Raw genomic sequence first — 18,704 nt, 5'->3', positions numbered from 1 at the left:
TTACAATCTTACTATACAAAACCTCATAGGTTTTGAAATATTCTCTTTAACTTGAATCCTGCATCCTAACAATGCAGGATTTCTTTTATTATATGAACGGCTTTTCAATTTACGCTTCTAGTTCTCCCTGGTTTATATTCTTATGCATTGCCATAGGTATAACATATGGATATATACTCTATTCAAAACCAACAACTCTTTGGTCTAAACGCATACATTATTTATTAGCGGCGCTTCGAATTATCTTAGTGAGTATTTTAGTATATCTCTTATTTGGACCTGTTATCCGCTATTTTGACAACACGCTTGAAAAACCAAAAGTACTTTTCCATGTCGACAATTCTGCTTCATTAAAATTGATAAGCGATAGTACACAACGCCAACAATGGATTTCAATATTAGACAAAATAACAAACGCATTAAATGCAGAAGGCATCGAGACTGCAACGTATACCTTTGATGGCGCTATAAATAACAATCAAATTATTTTTAACCACACAAGTACAAATCTCAACCAATTACTGATTGAACCAAAACAAGAAGAAAGTGGCAAAAATATCGTAGCAAGTATTTTAGTAACCGATGGCATATACAATGTAGGAATGGATCCAAGTATTACTCCATCTTCTAAACCCATCTATACCATTGGCATTGGCGATACGATAGATAAAAAAGATGTACGTCTATTATCTGCTGTCCATAACAAATTAGCATTTAAGGGCAATGAATTTCCTATCCTTGTTGAGTTTGCACAAAAAGGATACAACGGCGCTACAGCAACGATTCAATTAAAACAAAAAGGAGTTGTTCTTGCGGCTAAGAAAATAACCTTTCCTAAATCAGAAACCCAAACACCTATCGAATTTAGAACCTCTTCGGAGGTGGTAGGTATTCAACATTATGTTGTAGAGATCATTCCTTTACCAGGAGAGTTTACAACAGAAAATAACAGTCAACATGTGTACATTGATATAGTAGACAACAAACAAAAAATAGTAATTGCTGCTCCTTCCCCGCACCCAGATATTAAAGCAATCGTAGCAGCATTATCGGCAAAAGAAAATATTGAAGTTTCCATTTTCATTCCAGGAATTACAACATACAAACCCGACAATTACAGTTTGATTATTTTTCATCATTTCCCGGAAGGAACACTTACAGGCAAAAAAGAATTTGATTTGTTACTCGCGAACAAAGCTCCCAAATGGTATATCGTTGGAAACCAAACGAGCATTCCAACATTTAATCAAACAAATTCGTTGATGCAAATCAATGTACGCAGCGCGCAAAAAGATTTGGTTTATGGAGACTTAAACCCAACGTTTGATCGATTTGTTATGCCAGCTGGTTTGCAAGAATTATTGCTAAGTGCACCTCCTTTACAAAGTTATTTTGGCGACTACAAACTAAAGCAAGATGGCATTACGCTTCTCTTTCAACGTGTGGGTAGAGTAGTGACAACAAAGCCCTTATTAAGTATTTCTACCAATAAAGAAACGATGGTATTGGCCGCAGAGGGTATTTGGCAGTGGCGATTACACAATCAATTAACCCAACAGAATACAAACACCTTTGATGAATTTATTCAGAAATGTGTGCAGTATATTTCAAATCAAAATGACAAACGTAAATTTCGTGTATACCCAACCGTAAATGATTTACAAAGCGGAGAACATCTATATTTTGAAGCAGAGTTGTACAATGAAATCATGGAACGTACGTATGGAACAGATATTGCACTTCAAATTAAAAATGAATCTGGCAAATTGTTTAATTTTTCGTTTACTACAAGCGTAGGCAATAATCGTTTTGAAGTAAAGGGTTTGACGGAAGGTGTGTATCATTACTCTGCCAGTGCTACATTAAATGGAAAACTTGAAAAAAGTACAGGAGAATTTATTATTCGTAAAACAAGTTTAGAAGCACAATCCATCAAAGCAGATTTTAATTTATTGAAAACCATTTCCGCTAAGAGCAACGGAAAATTCTACTTGCTTAATCAGACGGATGCATTAATCAACGAACTTAAAAATCAAAAATTCAAAACGCTCATTCGTTCAAAAGAAACATTAAACGAAATCATAAACCTTCCTTGGATTTTAATATTACTCCTTGCTCTTATTAGTGGAGAATGGATTATAAGAAAGTTGAAGGGCGGGTATTAAGAAAGTGTAAAGTTTAGAGTGTAAAGTGTATGTATTTCTCTAACTAAATGTACATATATATAAGTAATTACAATTCTAAATAAGAAATACAAGTCAAAATAATTAAGAACGTCTAAAGTTTGGTGTGTAATGCGTATTTATTTCTCTAACTAAATGTACATCTATATAAGTAAATACACCTTTAAATAAAATGGAAGATTCAAAATAAATGAAACAGCTACACTTTACACTTTTTACACTCGTTAGTTATTGAGCAACTCTGAAAAAAAATCATAATTTATAATTCATAATTAATAATTTATAATTCATAATTGAAAAATTCCTTCCTCCTTCCCTTCCTCTTCTGTCTTGCAGTGATTATTGGCCCTGCGTACAACATGTATGTGCATTATGATTTTTCTCATTCCTCAGATACGGAAAGTTATTTAGCCATGTCTCAGGGAGACTACAATGTAAATCCAGTGCATCGATATAGGTTTATCCTTCCCGTTATTGCGAAGGTAGTTGCTATGCCTTTACAAGCGGTTTATACAAAATTATGGCCGCAGAGAGCTGAAAGTACTTGGCCTTTACAACTTGCTTATTTTTTAATTAACTCTGTATTCGTAGCCTTATATGGTTGGATTGTTTATTGTTTATTGAAACTATATACAAGTAATTATGTTGCATTACTAATAGCATTAATTGTTGTGCTCACCAGTAGATGGGTGGCATACATTGCAGGATTACCTCTAACAGATAGTCTATATTTAATTGCGATTGCAACGCTTTTATACAGCATTAAATCAAATAATAAAGCACTGTTTATATGTAGTGTCTTATTGGGAGGTGTAATGAAAGAATCTTTTTTATTATTTGCACCACTCATAATCGTTGCAGGCCCTTTTAATTGGTATATACGGTCTGGACTAATCTTATTGAGTGTACTTGTTGTTTTTGGCGAGCATTATATCATTGATTCATTTTTACCATTACACGAATCTGCAACACTAATTAAAGAATCGTTGGTAGAGGTATGCATTCGTCATATACATAAAACAACATCAACAATAGCGAAGCTTGCTAATGTAAGAGGACTTGGAGAAGTCTTTACCGTATTAGGTATATTTACGTTCATTCTGATTTTTGGCGCACTAAATAGAAATACCCGCTGTGCGTGGATAAATAGTATCGAAAAATACTATTGGGTTTTCTTCGGATGCATATTGATACATGTGCTCATCTCTGGTGATGCGGCTCGTATGTTTTATTTCGGAGCACCTTTATATGGAATTATGATTGTAGTAGTTGTTGACACTTTTATTACAAAAAACAAACTAACATTATTAAATGATATTAAGTAACATGCGATTCATTTTTAATTAAAACAACACCATTTATATTTTAGTATTATTCAGCTTTACTCTTAAATAAAAAAGCATTAAAAAACTCATTCAATTCCACCTAAAAACTTTTGAAACCATATTCAAAGGAATGAAGATTAGTTCGTGTCTAATTTTTTGATCCTAATAAATAGATAACTACTAGACAGATTTATACAACATTCTCCCAGGATGATTACATACGATTAATTCACTATCCTTACATGTAAGTTAGTAAAAGCTCTTTGAAAGCCTTTAAAATACTGCTTTACATGTAGTTTTAAGTATGCATTGATTTGAATTCAATAAAGTTCGTTATAAGCAACAACAGACATTTTGAGTGGTGCTCCTAAAGTACTTAAAGCAGTGAAGTAATTTTAGGGTATTATTTATTTATACTATAAAGTCCATGCAGTATGTTATGGATTTTATAGTATAAATAGTAAGCACTATAAAACATGCTCAGATCATTTGGTTTTTTTCTTGCTAGTATATTTATTCTCCCTCCACATATTTGTTCCTGCAGCACAATCTCCAATAAGTTTATTTAGTCGCTTTAGTTGAGTTGATTCTTGTTTCGCACTCATAACCCATTTGGTTGAAGGCTTTCGATAAGAAGGTGCAAGCAATTGAAAATAGTCCCAGGCCTTTTTATTTAATTTAAATTGCTTTTCAAATTCTATAGAAAGAGGAATTTCTGCATCTCCATGAGAATAACCATTTGATTTATGTTCTCGCTTATTTTTAAAAATTTCAAGCCCTGCAGGTTGCATCAATCCAGCCTTTGTCAACGCTCCCATTTTTCGAATATTCACGGCACTCCAAATGCTATTGGGTTTACGTTTCGTAAAACGAATTTGATAGCTATCATGATCAATGGATTTTCGGACAGCATCTATCCAACCAAAACAAAGCGCTTCATCAACCGACTCCGACCAAGACATACTGGCAATTCCACTACCAACTTTATAAAAACCAACAATCAATTCTGTTTCCTTCGAATGGTTTTTCACAAGCCATTTTCTGAAGTCAGATTGTTTTTTGAAAAATGTAGGTTCCATAGTGGGGCTATTCTATACGAAACTTACTTCTTTATCATAACACCAACTACTCTGCTAGAATCCAGCAGATCGTCGTCATCCTCATCATATATTTTTTGCCATGCAAAACCCGGCAATTCTATCTTTTTATTTACTGATTCATCCCACACGACATTCAGGTCATGACTTTTCAAAATCGCTACCACCAATTTACCAACACGAATTGTAACTGCATCATCTGTGTTATTCACCTTTTGAAAAGCAATCATTAAAGACGGTGCTTTATAATCCATAGCACGTTCAAGATCTTGCTGATGGTAAAAACAATATCCATCAGATTCAATACCATTTTCTCTTAATGCAATTTCAACTTCTACAACATCGGATTCTCCATCGCTCATTGTGTAACCAGCATTATGAAGGGCTATAATATTCAGAGTGCGTAGTTCTTCAAAAGCTGCTATAAGCTTTTCTGTTTTAGTTGGGTTCTCCCAACTTTTACTTTCCATTTTCAACTTTTCAAACTCCGATTTAATCGTTGCCTTAATCCACTTTTTAGAAATTTCATCTTCAAATTCATTGTCTTCAACTTCTTCAATGATATTGTCTGTAATTTCTTCGTTCGATAAAAATCCCAATCTCATTTGGGATACAATGGATTGATAAATAAATTCTTGATCTTCTGTCATGGTTAATCGTATTAAACGTGAGTCTGGTTTATTTAATAAAAGATATTAAAATTGAACTGTTGTATTTCTATAAAACAAATTAAACGTCGTTTCGCAATTAAATAAAAAGCAATCCTCGCAGCCGAAAAGGCATTTTATCTATATTAGTAGCATTTGCTTAATTATAAAAAAATTATTTTATTTCGTATCGTTTAAAATTCAAGTCAAACATATTGTCCGAGAAATTATTTTGCAAATAATCATCTGCAATCTCCCAAACAATCTCCATTAAATCATTCTCTTCATTTACAATACCATCTCCAACATCTTCAATAACTTCCCCCATTGAAGATATGTATTTCCTATCAAGTTTGCCTTCAGAGTATTTTTCAAAATAATACGTATCCGAAACGTCTGAAACCATAAACTGCACAACTTCGTTTTGAATAGTTGATATATCAAAGATCTCTCCCAATGTCATAATTACTAAAGCCCCATGTGCCGTGTGTAATACATCAATTGTATTTTCATCTCTAGAACTACTTGTTGCATCTTCAAAGTTAACAGTGCTTTTATATTCAAGTTTAATATTTAAAAGTCTTTCAAGTTCTTTTTCGTTACCAACATCATTTTTAAAAATGAGTCCTGCAATGTTAAATCCCATACGTGTAATAATTGTTAAATAGTTTTTTTTTAAAATAAGCTGAATTTAAATATCTATTGTTTTTAAGTAATAAGCAATAGTATATCGATTTAAAATTCAGAAAAAAAATTTATATGTCATTCTATATATAACAAACATTTCCTTCCAGCTTCAGCCACTAAAAATGAACCAAAGCCTTATGTATGTAACCAAACCTATATGTTTTACAATCTGTTAATTTATTCTATTAAAAAATGATGATTAGAGTACGACTTAGCACTGTCTATAGCATATAGAATTTTATTCACAAGTATAAACGACCAAAATCACCTCCTACAAAGAATGACATAAACTTTATCTACTGACATATTTTCAATATGAACTAGTACATAATAAAAAAGTCCCGCCAATTAAATCAGCGGGACTTTCTATTTATTTAAATCATTTAGCATTTTGTCCTAAGACTTCATCTTAATAACTACTTACCTTTTTCGCCTTCTTTTTTCTCTTCCGGTTGTTTCTTGTTACGAACAGTTAAACCTTCAGCACCTTCTTCGTAATCCGCAAGAATGGTATCGCCTTCAAGAACTTCGCCTTTAAGAATTTCTTCTGCAATGGGATCTTCCAAGAATTTTTGAATCGCTCTGTTCAATGGACGTGCACCATATTGTGCATCGTATCCTTTTTCAGCTAAGAAATCTTTTGCTTTTTCAGTTAATTCAATTGTATACCCAATCGCTAAGATACGAGCGAATACTTTTTTCAAGGTAATATCAATGATAACATGGATATCTTCTCTAGAAAGTGAGTTGAATACGATAACATCATCCAAACGATTTAAGAATTCTGGAGAGAATGCTTTACGTAAGGCATTTTGAATCGTGCCTTTCATCATTTCATCTACATTGTCTTTACGCGATTGTGTATTGAAACCAATACCTGATCCGAAATCTTTCAAGTCGCGCACACCAATGTTTGATGTCATGATAATGATGGTATTTCTAAAGTCAACTCTTCTACCCAATCCATCTGTTAAGATACCATCATCCAATACTTGCAACAATAAATTGAATACATCTGGATGGGCTTTTTCAATTTCATCCAACAAGATTACGCTATATGGTTTGCGACGAATTTTTTCAGTCAATTGACCACCTTCTTCGTAACCCACATATCCTGGAGGTGCACCAACCAATCTAGATATAGAGAATTTCTCCATATACTCAGACATATCAATACGTACCAATGAATCTTCTTTATCAAATAAATATTGCGCCAACGATTTTGCCAACTCTGTTTTACCAACACCCGTTGGGCCTAAGAAAATGAATGAACCAATTGGTTTCTTCGGATCTTTTAAACCTACACGTGTACGTTGGATGGCTTTAACTAATTTTGCAACCGCTTGATCTTGTCCAACCACTGCAGCTTTCAAATCATCACCCATGCTCAACAACTTGGCAGATTCTTTTTGTGCAACACGTGCAGCAGGAATCCCAGTCATCATTGCAATTACATCCGCAACGTTTTCTTCTTTTACATGATAACGCTTTTTCTTGGTTTCTTCTTCCCAACGAACCTTCGCATTATCCAATTGTTCAATCAGTTTTTTCTCCGTGTCTCTCAATTGAGCGGCCTCTTCGTACTTCTGACTTTTTACAACTTTATTTTTTTCTTTCTTAATATCTTCAATTTGATCTTCCAATTTGATAATATCATCCGGAACGTGAATGTTATTAATGTGTACACGAGCACCTGCTTCATCTAACACATCAATGGCTTTATCCGGCAAGAAACGATCACTAATATAACGATCCGACAACTTAACACATGCTTCTATTGCTTCTGGAGAATAGATTACATTGTGATGGTCTTCGTATTTATCTTTGATATTATTTAAGATTTGTATTGTCTCTTCAGGAGTAGTTGCTTCAATCATTACAATTTGAAAACGACGAGCCAAAGCGCCATCTTTTTCTATGTATTGACGGTATTCATCTAAGGTAGTTGCACCAATACACTGTATGTCCCCCCTTGCTAATGCAGGTTTGAACATATTTGATGCATCTAAGGAACCTGAAGCTCCACCTGCACCAACAATAGTATGAATTTCATCTATGAACAGAATTACCTCTGGAGATTTTTCCAATTCATTCATAACTGCTTTCATACGCTCTTCAAACTGACCGCGGTATTTTGTACCAGCAACCAATGAAGCTAAATCAAGTGTTACGACTCTTTTATTGAATAAAACTCTGGATACTTTCTTCTGAACAATACGCAAGGCTAATCCTTCCGCAATTGCTGTTTTACCTACACCAGGCTCACCAATCAAAATTGGGTTGTTCTTTTTACGACGCGATAAAATTTGTGCTACGCGTTCAATTTCTTTCTCGCGACCAATGATTGGATCAAGTTTTCCATCTTCCGCATACTTTGTTAAATCTCTGCCAAAGTTATCTAATACCGGAGTTCTAGATTTTTCAGCACCTGGCCTGTTTGCTTCTTTACCAGCACCCGTAGCACCGCTTCCGCCAAACAAACGCGCATTATCGTCGTCTGCATCTTCTGCATCAGAAGCTTTGGGTGTATGCGTATGGTATTCTAATAATTCTTTTATAACATCATACGAAATATCAAACTTATGCAATATTTGTGTTGCAACGTTGTCTTCATCTCGTAATACAGATAACAATAAATGTTCTGTACCGATCAAGTCGCTTTTAAAAATCTTTGCTTCTAGATAGGTAATTTTTAGAACTTTTTCCGCCTGCCTTGTTAAGGGAATATTAGTAAGATTTTTAACATTACCTGTAGCTGTACCACGAACGGCATCTTCTAATGATTTTTTTAAAGAATCTAACGTGATGCCTAGCTTTTTCAACAAACTAATCGCCACACCTTCTCCTTCACGAATCATACCCAACAACAAGTGCTCTGCACCGATGTAATCATGACCCAAGCGCAATGCTTCTTCACGACTTAAGGATATAACCTCTTTAACGCGATTTGAAAATTTTGCTTCCATGTGTTTATACTTAGATTCTTTATTTAATTCAAACTATTGTAAATGTATTCTTTTTAACTGAAATATTGGCAATTAAAATTGAATCATATACGATGTAATTAACGTATGATATTCAAATTGGTTCAGTCAATATTGCATTAATTGAATTTAGCGCAGTATTACAGACGAATCTAATACTGCACAAAACAACAAATCCAGAACACTAAGATTCCTAACAAATTCATTGCCAAAAACTTGATGATAAACTTTACTGTCATTTTGCCCTACTTCTTTATTTGAACCAGGATTGATTTTTCCGCGCATATCAAGCGTAAAATCTGTCAATTCAGTTGTATCAAGATACGCATTTGATTCTATAATCTCCTTTTTTAAGGTTAATTTCTCAAGACAGAGTGTCAGCATATTGTAATTTACGTCCCATAAAAAGGGATGTTTTGCTTCCAAAACAGCGCTTATATCATCCATTACAAACTCAAAAAAGGGGGATTTACCATAAGCAGCACGCAATGTACGATCGTGAATTTGAAACCAACGTTGGGAATAATCGATTCTAATGTCTTTAATAAATCCACTAGAGCCATGAATAATGGGAACGATCAACGCTTCTTTCCCATTTGCAGTTAAAATTTCACAACGATTTCTATAGGTTTGTTTTTGAAATGTTTCATGTGCTTCTAAGACAATAGTGTCCGCCTTTACTATTTCTTTTATGTAGGAAATAGGCGGAAAATAATGTAAATCTATAAGCAAGGTTGATTTATTTGCTGTATTTTTGATTTCTTCATTCATACGTTGATATTATGTTACCATTTATATTAAGAAGAATAGCAAAACTCCCTTTTCCATTATTATATGCACTATCTAGCTTTACTGCATTTGTATTGCAATACATTGTAAGATATAGAGCAAAGGTAATACATGATAACTTACAAAACTCCTTTCCAGAAAAATCTATCGCTGAAATTAAACAAATAACAAGAGATTTTTACCTCAACCTTACAGATATAAGTTTTGAATCGCTGAAATTAGCAGACATCAGCAAAGAAGAATTACAAAAGCGTGTTACCATAACCAACCTTGATCTTCCTCTTTCAATTCTGGACAGCGGACAATCGCATTTAGGTTTAACAAGTCATTTATGTAATTGGGAATGGCTCTTGCAAATATGCACCATCCAATCTAGCTATCCAATTGATGCGGTTTACAAACCCATACATAACATCAAAATGGATGAATTTATTTACAATTTGCGTGCGCGTTTTGGTGCCCATCCTGTAGCAATGAAAGATACCCTACGTGAATTGATAAAAAACAGAAAAACGGTGCGCTCCATCGCAATGGTTGCAGATCAAACTCCGCCACACAGTGAAATTCAACATTGGGCAATGTTTTTAAATCAGTATACAGCATTTTATGTTGGCGGAGATAAAATCGGTGGCGCCATGCAAATGCCTGCTTTATTTTTAAGCATGAAGCGTATCAAACGAGGCTATTATGAAGTAACCTTTGAAACGTTAAAATCATTACCCATCGCAAAAGAAGGACATGAAATAACGGATTTGTATATTAAAAAATTAGAAGCATGTATCAAAGAGCAGCCCGCAAATTGGCTCTGGTCGCATAGAAGATGGAAACATAAAGAAGCAAAAGTGGTACGTAAGAGTACGGTTATTTAGAATTGATGTGCAGGTGGTGAGTGGTGCGTTCAAATTCCAAATAGCAAAAAACAAATTCCAAACGGAATGAATTAATAGAGAAAAGTACGAAGTGTCGAGTACTGAGTACAAGTAAAATTAGAATGGGCATATTCAATTCAAACAACAAAACTTGTTATGCCTTTACAGAGAGTATAAACGGAAGAAAGTAGATATACCACTAAAAAATGAAAACCATTTTAAATATATTACTATTTATTTCACTATCTGCACATGCATTTGGGCAACAACATTCTATTGTTGGAGTATGGAGAACACCAGTAGATTTTAGTGCATTGGTCTACACCTTTGATTCACTAGAAAATGTAGACTTCAAACTACGGGGTTGCATGAATAAACTTATTTTACGTGGGAAATACACACTTCACAACGATTCCATTTTTATCCAATATGACACCCTAACAACCAACGAACTCTATATCAAATTAACGATCGCAAAATAGCGTATTTCGATACGCTGCTATATATCAATCAACATAAAATTCAACTAGCGCCAAATGCATTTATATATAATGAAGAACGGGACGAGCAAGTATGTAAAATAACACCCGATGGTCTTTTTACATTTAAAATAAAACACTTTGGCGATACCTTCACCATTAAACATTACACCTATAATGAATGGAAAACAATTGATACATTCATCAACCCAAATAATGAATATATTAACTTGGTAAACTATCCATTATTTTTACATTCTGGCACAAACAAATTTGAAATTTACATCAACAATAGAGCGTATTTCAACATCCTAATTCAGGATGATTCTTTTGGGAATGAAATTATAATTGAAGCTAAAAAAACAAAAGTAAAAATAGAAAATAAATTTCCTATTCGGGATTACTTGCATTTTAGTGCCATTACAATCTATGAAGTTCAAGACATTTATGGCAACAACCTTTTGGCGGGCAAAGGAAAGATAATTGATTGTAAAAATTTACAGAAAGGTAGTTACATTCTAAAATTTGATAATCAAACAACCAAGTTTGTTAAACAATAAAAGAATCGACATTCGAGCCAGGACAGAAAGGAACAAACGGCATGTATGCTCCAGCAAAGAATGAACATTCGTACAGCTTCGTTCTGATTGGAGCTGCAAAGTATACCTTTAAACTAATACAGAAGTCTCATTCATTAAAATAACTTATGAATGAGACTTCTGTATTCAATTCGCACGTCCCAATGGAGATGACCATAGTCCATTAGAAGCCGTTCCTACATATAAAACATCACCCATTCTTGCAAAAGATCGCGCATCATCACAGCCGCTATACACCCAATGTCTTGCATTATCCACAGATTCAAATACACCATGTTTGCTGGCAACATACAATGCACCATTGTACGATTCAAACGCATAAATAGAATTAGGGCCTAAAGCATCTAAGCCGGAGCTCACAATCCAAGAGTTCCCTTTATCAAAAGAAGCATATACAGTAGAATTAGCTACTATACTTGAGGCTGCATAAATACCATTTTGCAAAACCGCAAACTTAGAAATCGACGCATTTGATATACCCGAAGAAGAAGCAATAAGAATCCAATGGGCTCCATTATCAGCAGAATTGTATAAACCTTTATTTGTGCTAGCAATAAGTGTATGATCTAGATAAACGACAGACAATACGAGAGTTGTTCCTTGTATACTTATATCGTTCCAGGAATCGCCGTTGTCATTTGAGTAATATAAACCGTTTCCACATACATATAAACCTATATCCGTAGCCACAAGATCTGAAATAGAAATAGTATTAGGCAAACCATTATTTTTCTGAACCCATGTTCTACAAAAATCACCTGAATAGTTTACTGTATTTCCCATAGACACGCAATACAATCCTCCACCATAGGATACGAATGATTCAACATGCCCGAATGAAGCATTGGATGTATTGAAAGATGTTTCATTCTTTTTTACTTTATAAAAGACTGCAGCAGTAGCGGTGTCCGTAATGATTAATGTATCTTTTAAAAAAAGCGCATTGTTGCCACTTTGCAAGGGGTATGATGCTACTTTTATCCATTGATTAACGGGATTGACAGAATTCGATTCACTCTGGCACGATACTATACATAAGGCAATACAAATAATCACGAAACACTTTTTCATCTGTAGAAATTTTATTTTAAAGTTTTTTCTGGAAAGTCGCCGTTCTATCCAATTATAAGTATCAAATATACATATTATAACGTCTTCCGTACTCCTAATACAAGCTTAAATTATTCAGCATATTCTAAAATTCACACTTAAAGTTCGTTTAATGCATAATAGATGCTTCCAATAAAAGGTTCGTTAAAATTACTCCTATTGAATTTTATTTAGTTCATGAGGCAACCTTCTGTTTAAAAATTGCTAATTTATTATCAAAAGATAATACTCCTATAAAAACATTGGTAGTAATAATCATTACATTTGCTTAATAGATTAAACAATCAAGTCTATTTTTAAGCCAATGAAATCTAGTCTACATTTAATTCTTGCCAGTTTAATTATATTTTTTTCTTGCAACAACTGCCACTGCGAGGGTGGTGCTCCAGTCATTAGTCCCCAAAATAATGCGTTGCTTATTTTTAAAAGAGATACAATGCTTGATTTTATAAATCAAACAAATATAGATGAAACGATCAACGTTGGTGTTTCTCGATTTCATTATGATAATTTAGATAGAGGAAGAAATTGCATGCCTCTTTTAAGAAAGAAAATATGTGTATGCCCTAGTGATGATTCTCAATCTGATGGATATGAACAAACGTGCAATGATAACTCATTTAGGTTTAGTCTTAACATTACCACCGATAATACAGGCAGTTCGGTTCATTATAATTTAAACCAAATAGGTTTTACTGAATTTGATAGCAGCAACCTTTCAAAAACTATCAACAACACATTGATAACTGGCATTCATGCTAAATATTTTCCGTCTGTCTATGATTCGGTTAGCTATATTTATTATAAAGAGTCGTTGGGAATAATTTCTGTTGGTTATAAAAATGGTAAAAAAATTGATTTGAAATAATTTACTTCTTTTACTTCATTAGATGCATTTTAAAATATTATTTTATTTGAAGGAATAATAAAAATTAGTGCATTCACTTTTCGGAAAGTTTTATTCTAAAGATAGATCAATAACATTTATAATTATTTTACAAGATGCTATTACAAATACCTAATAGCATCGTACATTTTACTCACCCATATTTTTATTACTATAAGATTCTATTTAAAAACCTTTTAATATCATGACCACTTTTGTATTTATATTATATGGATTATTCTGTCTCGGGATAATGAAATTATTTGAAGTGACAATTCAAGGAAATATTAGCTCCGAGGACAGATGGTTCTTTGGCTTCCTTGTAATTCCATTAACGGTTATTTTAGGAGTATTGACAGTCATAGGTTCGCTATTGAAAAAAAAATACACATCTGAATTGATTTTTGAGCTAGTCAGTCTTTTATTGTTTTTCATAATCTTTACCCCACTCACAACCTTTGCTATACTTGCACGAAAACATGTACAATCAAACGAACTTTATACTATTACTTTTTCTGTATATGGATTTGTATCATTAATACCTGGTATTATAAAAATCAACCTTATGGTAAAAAACTATACAGATGCTCCGCCAATAAATTTTAAAGAATCTCTATTCAATACGATTGCACTCTTTGTATTAATACTAATTTCAATTCTCCTAGTTCCAAGTCCTTGATTTTATAAAATCGCACAAAAAACAATAATCAATTACATGCAAAAACATCTGTAATTAAAATAGCCAAGCAATTAATAATATGATAACATCTTTTTTCTTATTAGTCTATATTCTATCGTCAGCTATAGTAGTACTGTTGCTTTCAATTGCCTTACAAGGGAATCTTAGTGCTGGCTATGCTTGGCTATTTGGCATCTTCGTAATTCCAGTAAGTATCTTTTCAGGAGTTGTAATGATTACCCGCTCATTTTTAGCAAAAAGCTATCCTTCAGAGTTGGTTTTTGAACTTATTAGTCTTTTGGTGATATTTATGATTTTTACCCCTCTTACGTCCTTTGCTATACTAGCACGAAAAGATGTACATGAGAACAATCTTTATGGGATACCATTTATACTATGTGGATGTGTATCATTCATTCCAGGCATTTTAAAAATCCTTCTTTCTATTCAGAAATCTACCGAGGTACAAATACCAACGCTAGAAAAATCTATGTTTGTTGCAGTTGCATTATTTGTAGTAACGATGATAGCAATGGTCTTTGTTCCGAATGAATAATTACTTATAAGCGAGATTATCAAACTCCCAGATCGTTTCCCATGAAAATCTAAAAACCGGAATTCTATAGCCGTTTGGATTTTGTTTTTTGTTTTTTGTTATTTGAACGCACAACATACACAAAACTATAGTCCTTCTATAGCTCCTCTACGCTACCCTTTCCTACTCGCACAACTTCTACTTCATTGCCTGTACAATCGAGTATGGTGGATGCTTCATTGCCACCAAATCCACCATCGATAATTACATCCACCAAGTTCTTATACCGATCGTATATTTCTTCAGGATCGGTGGTATATTCTAAAATTGCATCGTCGTTTTTAATAGAGGTACTTAAGATTGGATTACCCAATTCTTCTATCAACAATTGTATGATTTTATGATCTGGCACACGTATACCTATGGTTTTCTTTTTTGTATTAAGAATGTTAGGCACATTGCTGCTGGCATTTAAAATAAATGTATAAGGCCCAGGCAACACATGCTTCATCAACTTAAAAATATTTGTGGGCAGCGATTTGGTATATTCTGAAATATGACTCAAATCTTTGCAAATAAAAGACAAATTGATTTTCCCAGGTTGTATGTCTTTTAACCGACACACTTTCTCAACTGCTTTTTGATTGTATATATCACAGCCTATTGCATAAACCGTATCGGTTGGATATATGACTAGGCCTCCTTTTTTTATTATTTCTACAGCAGCACGTATTTTGGCTATCTGTGGATTATCGGGATGGATTTGCAATAAGAGTGCGGGCATGAGCAATAGTTGTTAGTGATCAGTAATAAGTAGGTAAGCAATCTGCCCATGATCTGATAGAACAGCTTTGAGTATACGTAAAGATACGTATTATTTGGAGAAATAATTGATATGCCTCTAAGCTGGTTGGCCAAAAAAGGCACAAGCATAGCTAAAACAACGATTGGACAAAGATACAACCATGAAGAAAAGGAAGGAAATATTTAATAAGCCTCGTTAAAACTATTGGAAAAGAGTGAGCAGTCAGAAAACACCATCAATAGATGGAAATATTCGCCCATAAAAATGAGAAATACGATGTGTTTTTTTTGATCCGAACGTTAAATATTAAATAGTTGATATTTTATTCTCTAATGTTATTCAACAAGAAAATAAAATATCTCCTTCTAATTGACAACGATTCATGTATAAGAAGTTCTTCAAGAAGAACTGCCTCACAAATCAATTTCAGCACTCCACTCTTCTGCAATTCGTTCAACGTAATCTGTGAACGTTACGATTTCGTTGATTGTATAAAAGGATCCTTCAGGCTGATTTTCCAAACACGCCACATCATCAAACCCATTATCGTGTGAGAATAACATCACTTCTTTTGAAATGGAATTATAAACGGTAACATCTCCATTTGCTTCAACAACAAACGTGATAAAATCTTTGCAATCCAATTTAATCAACTCTTCTTCTTCGCAAATTTCTTGGTAATATTCCTCTAACTCACCTATACCCTTTATACATTCAGAAGCTATAAATAAAAAATTTTGATTATTTGTTAGACTTGGCTCAGGCTCATTGTATGTTTCTTGAATCCCGCCGATTTGGTTAAGTAATATTTTATGCTCATCAATGAATTTCAATTCTGAATCGATGGTTGATTCAATCTTATTCATCCAACCACAACTTAAATCATATATATTGGTCCATGAGAATAACCTATAGGGCTGATTATTTACTGTTAGATTCAACACGCGAGCCTGCTGAATTAGTTTACTTAATTTTGGAAATACCTTTTGAAAAACTGGATTTAGTATTGTTTTGTTTCCCGCATCCAAAAATTCTACGGTATCTGTGCTTTGTAAAAACCAAGGCGTATCTTCTAAAAATGCATCAAAGTCTGTTGTGTCAATGTTGTTATTTTTCATAATTTTAATTTAATGTGGTTGAAATGTATTGTCGTTTAAAATTAAATAAAATTTATTGTACATGATTATATAAAATCACAAATTTGTCTTTCTGCACTTTTACATTGGCATCCATTTAGCGTTAAACAATCACTGATTATTATTAAGCATAATTACTATTTTATTATGCCATGCTTTCATAACCTGAAGCATTAATTAGATTTTGTATTTGTCTTGGGCATTTGATATAACTCATACATAACAGATATCATCATTGGCAAGCTCGTATGCTTCTTCGATCAATTCTTCCAAAGTTGTTTCTTCTGCATCTTCTTCTGCAAAAAGATTCTCAGTTTCATCGTCGTAATAAAATATCTTATTCATTTTAAATCTTTTGCAAAGCTTCTATAGTTTTATCTGTAGCAACAACGATATCGCCACTCACGTCTCCATATTTCGATTCTTTCAATCCAAGTTTTTTCTTAGTCAAGTCTTGAACAGTCAATATCATACCTTGCAATGCTTCTTCACTTTTTTCATTAACAATAGCTTCTTTAATATAAATTAATATTTCATCCTTGGTTTTAGGATGATTAAACCATAGCTGTCTCATGGCCGTCGCAGCATAGCCCCTTAAATTCGGATCTTTATCTTGTACAAGTCTTTCATTTAATTTCACTAGATCAGCAGCTGTACCCACCCATCCTAAAACAATGATGCACCTATATCTTAAATCCCCTTTATCGGCATTAAGATTTTCAAGAGCTACCATTTTTGCATATTTGCTGCGCAAATATCCTAATATTTGAATAACATCTGCTTTCAAAGTAATATCTCCAATCCCAGATTTATATTCATTATATAGGAATTCCCCTGTTTTGATCTTATCTTTTCTTTCATCAAAAAAACTCCGGACTATATTATACACAGCCTCTTTTTTTCTATCTGTTAAAATACTAAGATGAAAATCTAAGAACTGATCACTATCAGAGCTAAGTAAATTTACTTTGAATTTAAATATGCTTGCAATAGGATCTTCTGAACGAATAAGTTCCTCGTATTGTTTTTTTACTTCTTGTATATCCATTTTAATCTACGTAAAATTTAGGTTTACTTGTTGCTCCAAATTTATGGAACTGATCACCACATTTTTTATGTCTTTTTCTATGAGCAGCCTTTTGTTGAGTCTTCATATTGTCTACTGTACTAATTTCCTCTTTCCACCCACTGTTCTTGCATTACATAAAGGAACTTCATGCGAAACTTCTTGGCCTTTAGGAACTTTATCACCCTTATGTTGTTTTATAAAATTTCTAGCTCTATCACTTAATCCACTTTTAGGATCTGCGGCATCTCTTAAAAGCGCTTTTTTACGTTCGCTCATGCTTCTCCTAAATTTATCTATCCCTGCTTTAACACAAACACCCTTAGTAGAATTATGAACCAGCGACTTAATCCATCCTACAAAATACGTTGCAAATCCATCAACTTCCAAATTGTAAACCGTTGTATTTTTAACTGACTCTGTACTTCCAATATCAAGTACTTCATATCTATCATTCACTTGCAACAAATCTGCATTGGAAAATGCTCCTTTAATCTGAACGAATTCAACTGTTGCATTTTTGGAACTAAACAATTGAACTTGATCGTTCACTTCAAGTAAACCTGCTTCTTTCCAATTTCCATCTACAAAAAAAGGATGCTCGGGTGTTGCATAAATTACTTCTCCATCTATCGTAAGTTCTACCAGTGCATGTACTTGTCTTTGTAGAGTTGAACTTATTCTTTTCAACGCTACCTCACCACTTGCTTCATCCCATGCCCATACTTCATCACCCACTTGTATGTCTTCAATATTTTTAAAGCCATCTTTTACAGCAATTGGTGTGCCTGCAGGAAAACATGCTCCTAAAAATTTACATTTTAATCC

The 18,704-nt window shown here is 33.4% G+C and carries 19 protein-coding genes; 8 read left to right on the top strand and 11 right to left on the bottom strand.

The window, feature by feature from the left end:
• Positions 1-92 precede the first annotated feature (92 nt).
• Together Q0543_RS03500 and Q0543_RS03495 are read left to right on the top strand one after the other, a co-directional pair.
• Positions 93-2,165 (top strand): hypothetical protein, encoded by a 2,073-nt coding sequence (locus tag Q0543_RS03500; RefSeq protein WP_299249184.1) that lies wholly within the window; start codon positions 93-95, stop codon positions 2,163-2,165.
• Positions 2,166-2,476: 311 nt separating this feature from the next.
• Entirely contained in the window at positions 2,477-3,508 is a 1,032-nt protein-coding gene (locus Q0543_RS03495; RefSeq protein ID WP_299249182.1) for a hypothetical protein, read from the top strand.
• Between the two features lie 485 nt (positions 3,509-3,993).
• Here Q0543_RS03495 and Q0543_RS03490 read toward each other — a convergent pair whose 3' ends face one another.
• The 5 genes from Q0543_RS03490 to Q0543_RS03470 all read right to left on the bottom strand — a co-directional run bounded on the left by Q0543_RS03490 (position 3,994) and on the right by Q0543_RS03470 (position 9,694).
• On the bottom strand, positions 3,994-4,587 hold the full coding sequence (locus tag Q0543_RS03490; RefSeq protein WP_299249179.1) for a YdeI/OmpD-associated family protein: 594 nt from the start codon (positions 4,585-4,587) through the stop codon (positions 3,994-3,996).
• A gap of 23 nt (positions 4,588-4,610) precedes the next feature.
• Entirely contained in the window at positions 4,611-5,255 is a 645-nt protein-coding gene (locus tag Q0543_RS03485) for a hypothetical protein (protein WP_299249176.1), read from the bottom strand.
• Between the two features lie 172 nt (positions 5,256-5,427).
• Entirely contained in the window at positions 5,428-5,898 is a 471-nt protein-coding gene (locus Q0543_RS03480; RefSeq protein WP_299249174.1) for a hypothetical protein, read from the bottom strand.
• Positions 5,899-6,355: 457 nt separating this feature from the next.
• Positions 6,356-8,905: an ATP-dependent Clp protease ATP-binding subunit gene (locus Q0543_RS03475; protein WP_299249172.1), complete on the bottom strand. Its 2,550-nt coding sequence runs from the start codon at positions 8,903-8,905 to the stop codon at positions 6,356-6,358.
• A gap of 147 nt (positions 8,906-9,052) precedes the next feature.
• Positions 9,053-9,694 (bottom strand): WbqC family protein, encoded by a 642-nt coding sequence (locus tag Q0543_RS03470; protein WP_299249170.1) that lies wholly within the window; start codon positions 9,692-9,694, stop codon positions 9,053-9,055.
• Positions 9,695-9,705: 11 nt separating this feature from the next.
• On the opposite strand from Q0543_RS03470, the gene Q0543_RS03465 reads away from it, so the two are divergent.
• The 3 genes from Q0543_RS03465 to Q0543_RS03455 all read left to right on the top strand — a co-directional run bounded on the left by Q0543_RS03465 (position 9,706) and on the right by Q0543_RS03455 (position 11,620).
• The gene (locus Q0543_RS03465; protein WP_299249168.1) at positions 9,706-10,581 is read left to right on the top strand and encodes a lysophospholipid acyltransferase family protein; all 876 of its coding nucleotides are present in this window, start codon (positions 9,706-9,708) and stop codon (positions 10,579-10,581) included.
• A 206-nt stretch (positions 10,582-10,787) separates the two neighbouring features.
• Entirely contained in the window at positions 10,788-11,063 is a 276-nt protein-coding gene (locus Q0543_RS03460; RefSeq protein WP_299249166.1) for a hypothetical protein, read from the top strand.
• A gap of 227 nt (positions 11,064-11,290) precedes the next feature.
• Entirely contained in the window at positions 11,291-11,620 is a 330-nt protein-coding gene (locus Q0543_RS03455; protein WP_299249163.1) for a hypothetical protein, read from the top strand.
• Between the two features lie 165 nt (positions 11,621-11,785).
• Here the strand turns inward: Q0543_RS03455 and Q0543_RS03450 are convergent, their stop codons facing one another.
• Positions 11,786-12,730, bottom strand: coding sequence for a hypothetical protein (locus Q0543_RS03450; protein ID WP_299249161.1), 945 nt, complete (start codon positions 12,728-12,730; stop codon positions 11,786-11,788).
• Between the two features lie 343 nt (positions 12,731-13,073).
• Between Q0543_RS03450 and Q0543_RS03445 the strand changes: the two genes are divergently transcribed.
• From Q0543_RS03445 to Q0543_RS03435, 3 genes are all read left to right on the top strand, one after another.
• Positions 13,074-13,637, top strand: a complete 564-nt coding sequence (locus Q0543_RS03445) for a hypothetical protein (protein WP_299249158.1) — start codon at positions 13,074-13,076, stop codon at positions 13,635-13,637.
• 271 nt (positions 13,638-13,908) lie between these two features.
• The gene (locus tag Q0543_RS03440) at positions 13,909-14,334 is read left to right on the top strand and encodes a hypothetical protein (protein WP_299249156.1); all 426 of its coding nucleotides are present in this window, start codon (positions 13,909-13,911) and stop codon (positions 14,332-14,334) included.
• A 79-nt stretch (positions 14,335-14,413) separates the two neighbouring features.
• Positions 14,414-14,890 carry a hypothetical protein gene (locus Q0543_RS03435; protein ID WP_299249154.1) on the top strand — a complete coding sequence of 159 codons (477 nt, stop codon included), beginning with the start codon at positions 14,414-14,416 and terminating at the stop codon, positions 14,888-14,890.
• Positions 14,891-15,026: 136 nt separating this feature from the next.
• Here the strand turns inward: Q0543_RS03435 and Q0543_RS03430 are convergent, their stop codons facing one another.
• The 5 genes from Q0543_RS03430 to Q0543_RS03410 all read right to left on the bottom strand — a co-directional run.
• A complete protein-coding gene (locus Q0543_RS03430; RefSeq protein ID WP_299249151.1) occupies positions 15,027-15,653 on the bottom strand; it encodes an L-threonylcarbamoyladenylate synthase in 627 nt (208 codons plus the stop codon).
• Between the two features lie 434 nt (positions 15,654-16,087).
• Complete coding sequence (locus Q0543_RS03425) at positions 16,088-16,792, bottom strand: hypothetical protein (RefSeq protein ID WP_299249148.1); 705 nt, start codon at positions 16,790-16,792, stop codon at positions 16,088-16,090.
• Between the two features lie 231 nt (positions 16,793-17,023).
• A complete protein-coding gene (locus Q0543_RS03420) occupies positions 17,024-17,155 on the bottom strand; it encodes a hypothetical protein (RefSeq protein WP_299249145.1) in 132 nt (43 codons plus the stop codon).
• Position 17,156: 1 nt separating this feature from the next.
• Positions 17,157-17,858: a HEAT repeat domain-containing protein gene (locus tag Q0543_RS03415; protein ID WP_299249142.1), complete on the bottom strand. Its 702-nt coding sequence runs from the start codon at positions 17,856-17,858 to the stop codon at positions 17,157-17,159.
• A 111-nt stretch (positions 17,859-17,969) separates the two neighbouring features.
• Positions 17,970-18,704, bottom strand: a 735-nt coding sequence (locus Q0543_RS03410) for a polymorphic toxin-type HINT domain-containing protein (protein WP_299249139.1), incomplete at its 5' end; no start/stop codon positions are given.

It is taken from the genome of uncultured Cytophaga sp. (assembly GCF_937863595.1).
Classification (GTDB): domain Bacteria; phylum Bacteroidota; class Bacteroidia; order Cytophagales; family Cytophagaceae; genus Cytophaga.
Note: the sequence above shows the minus strand (reverse complement) of the source record. Positions and strands in the feature narration are given on the sequence as shown.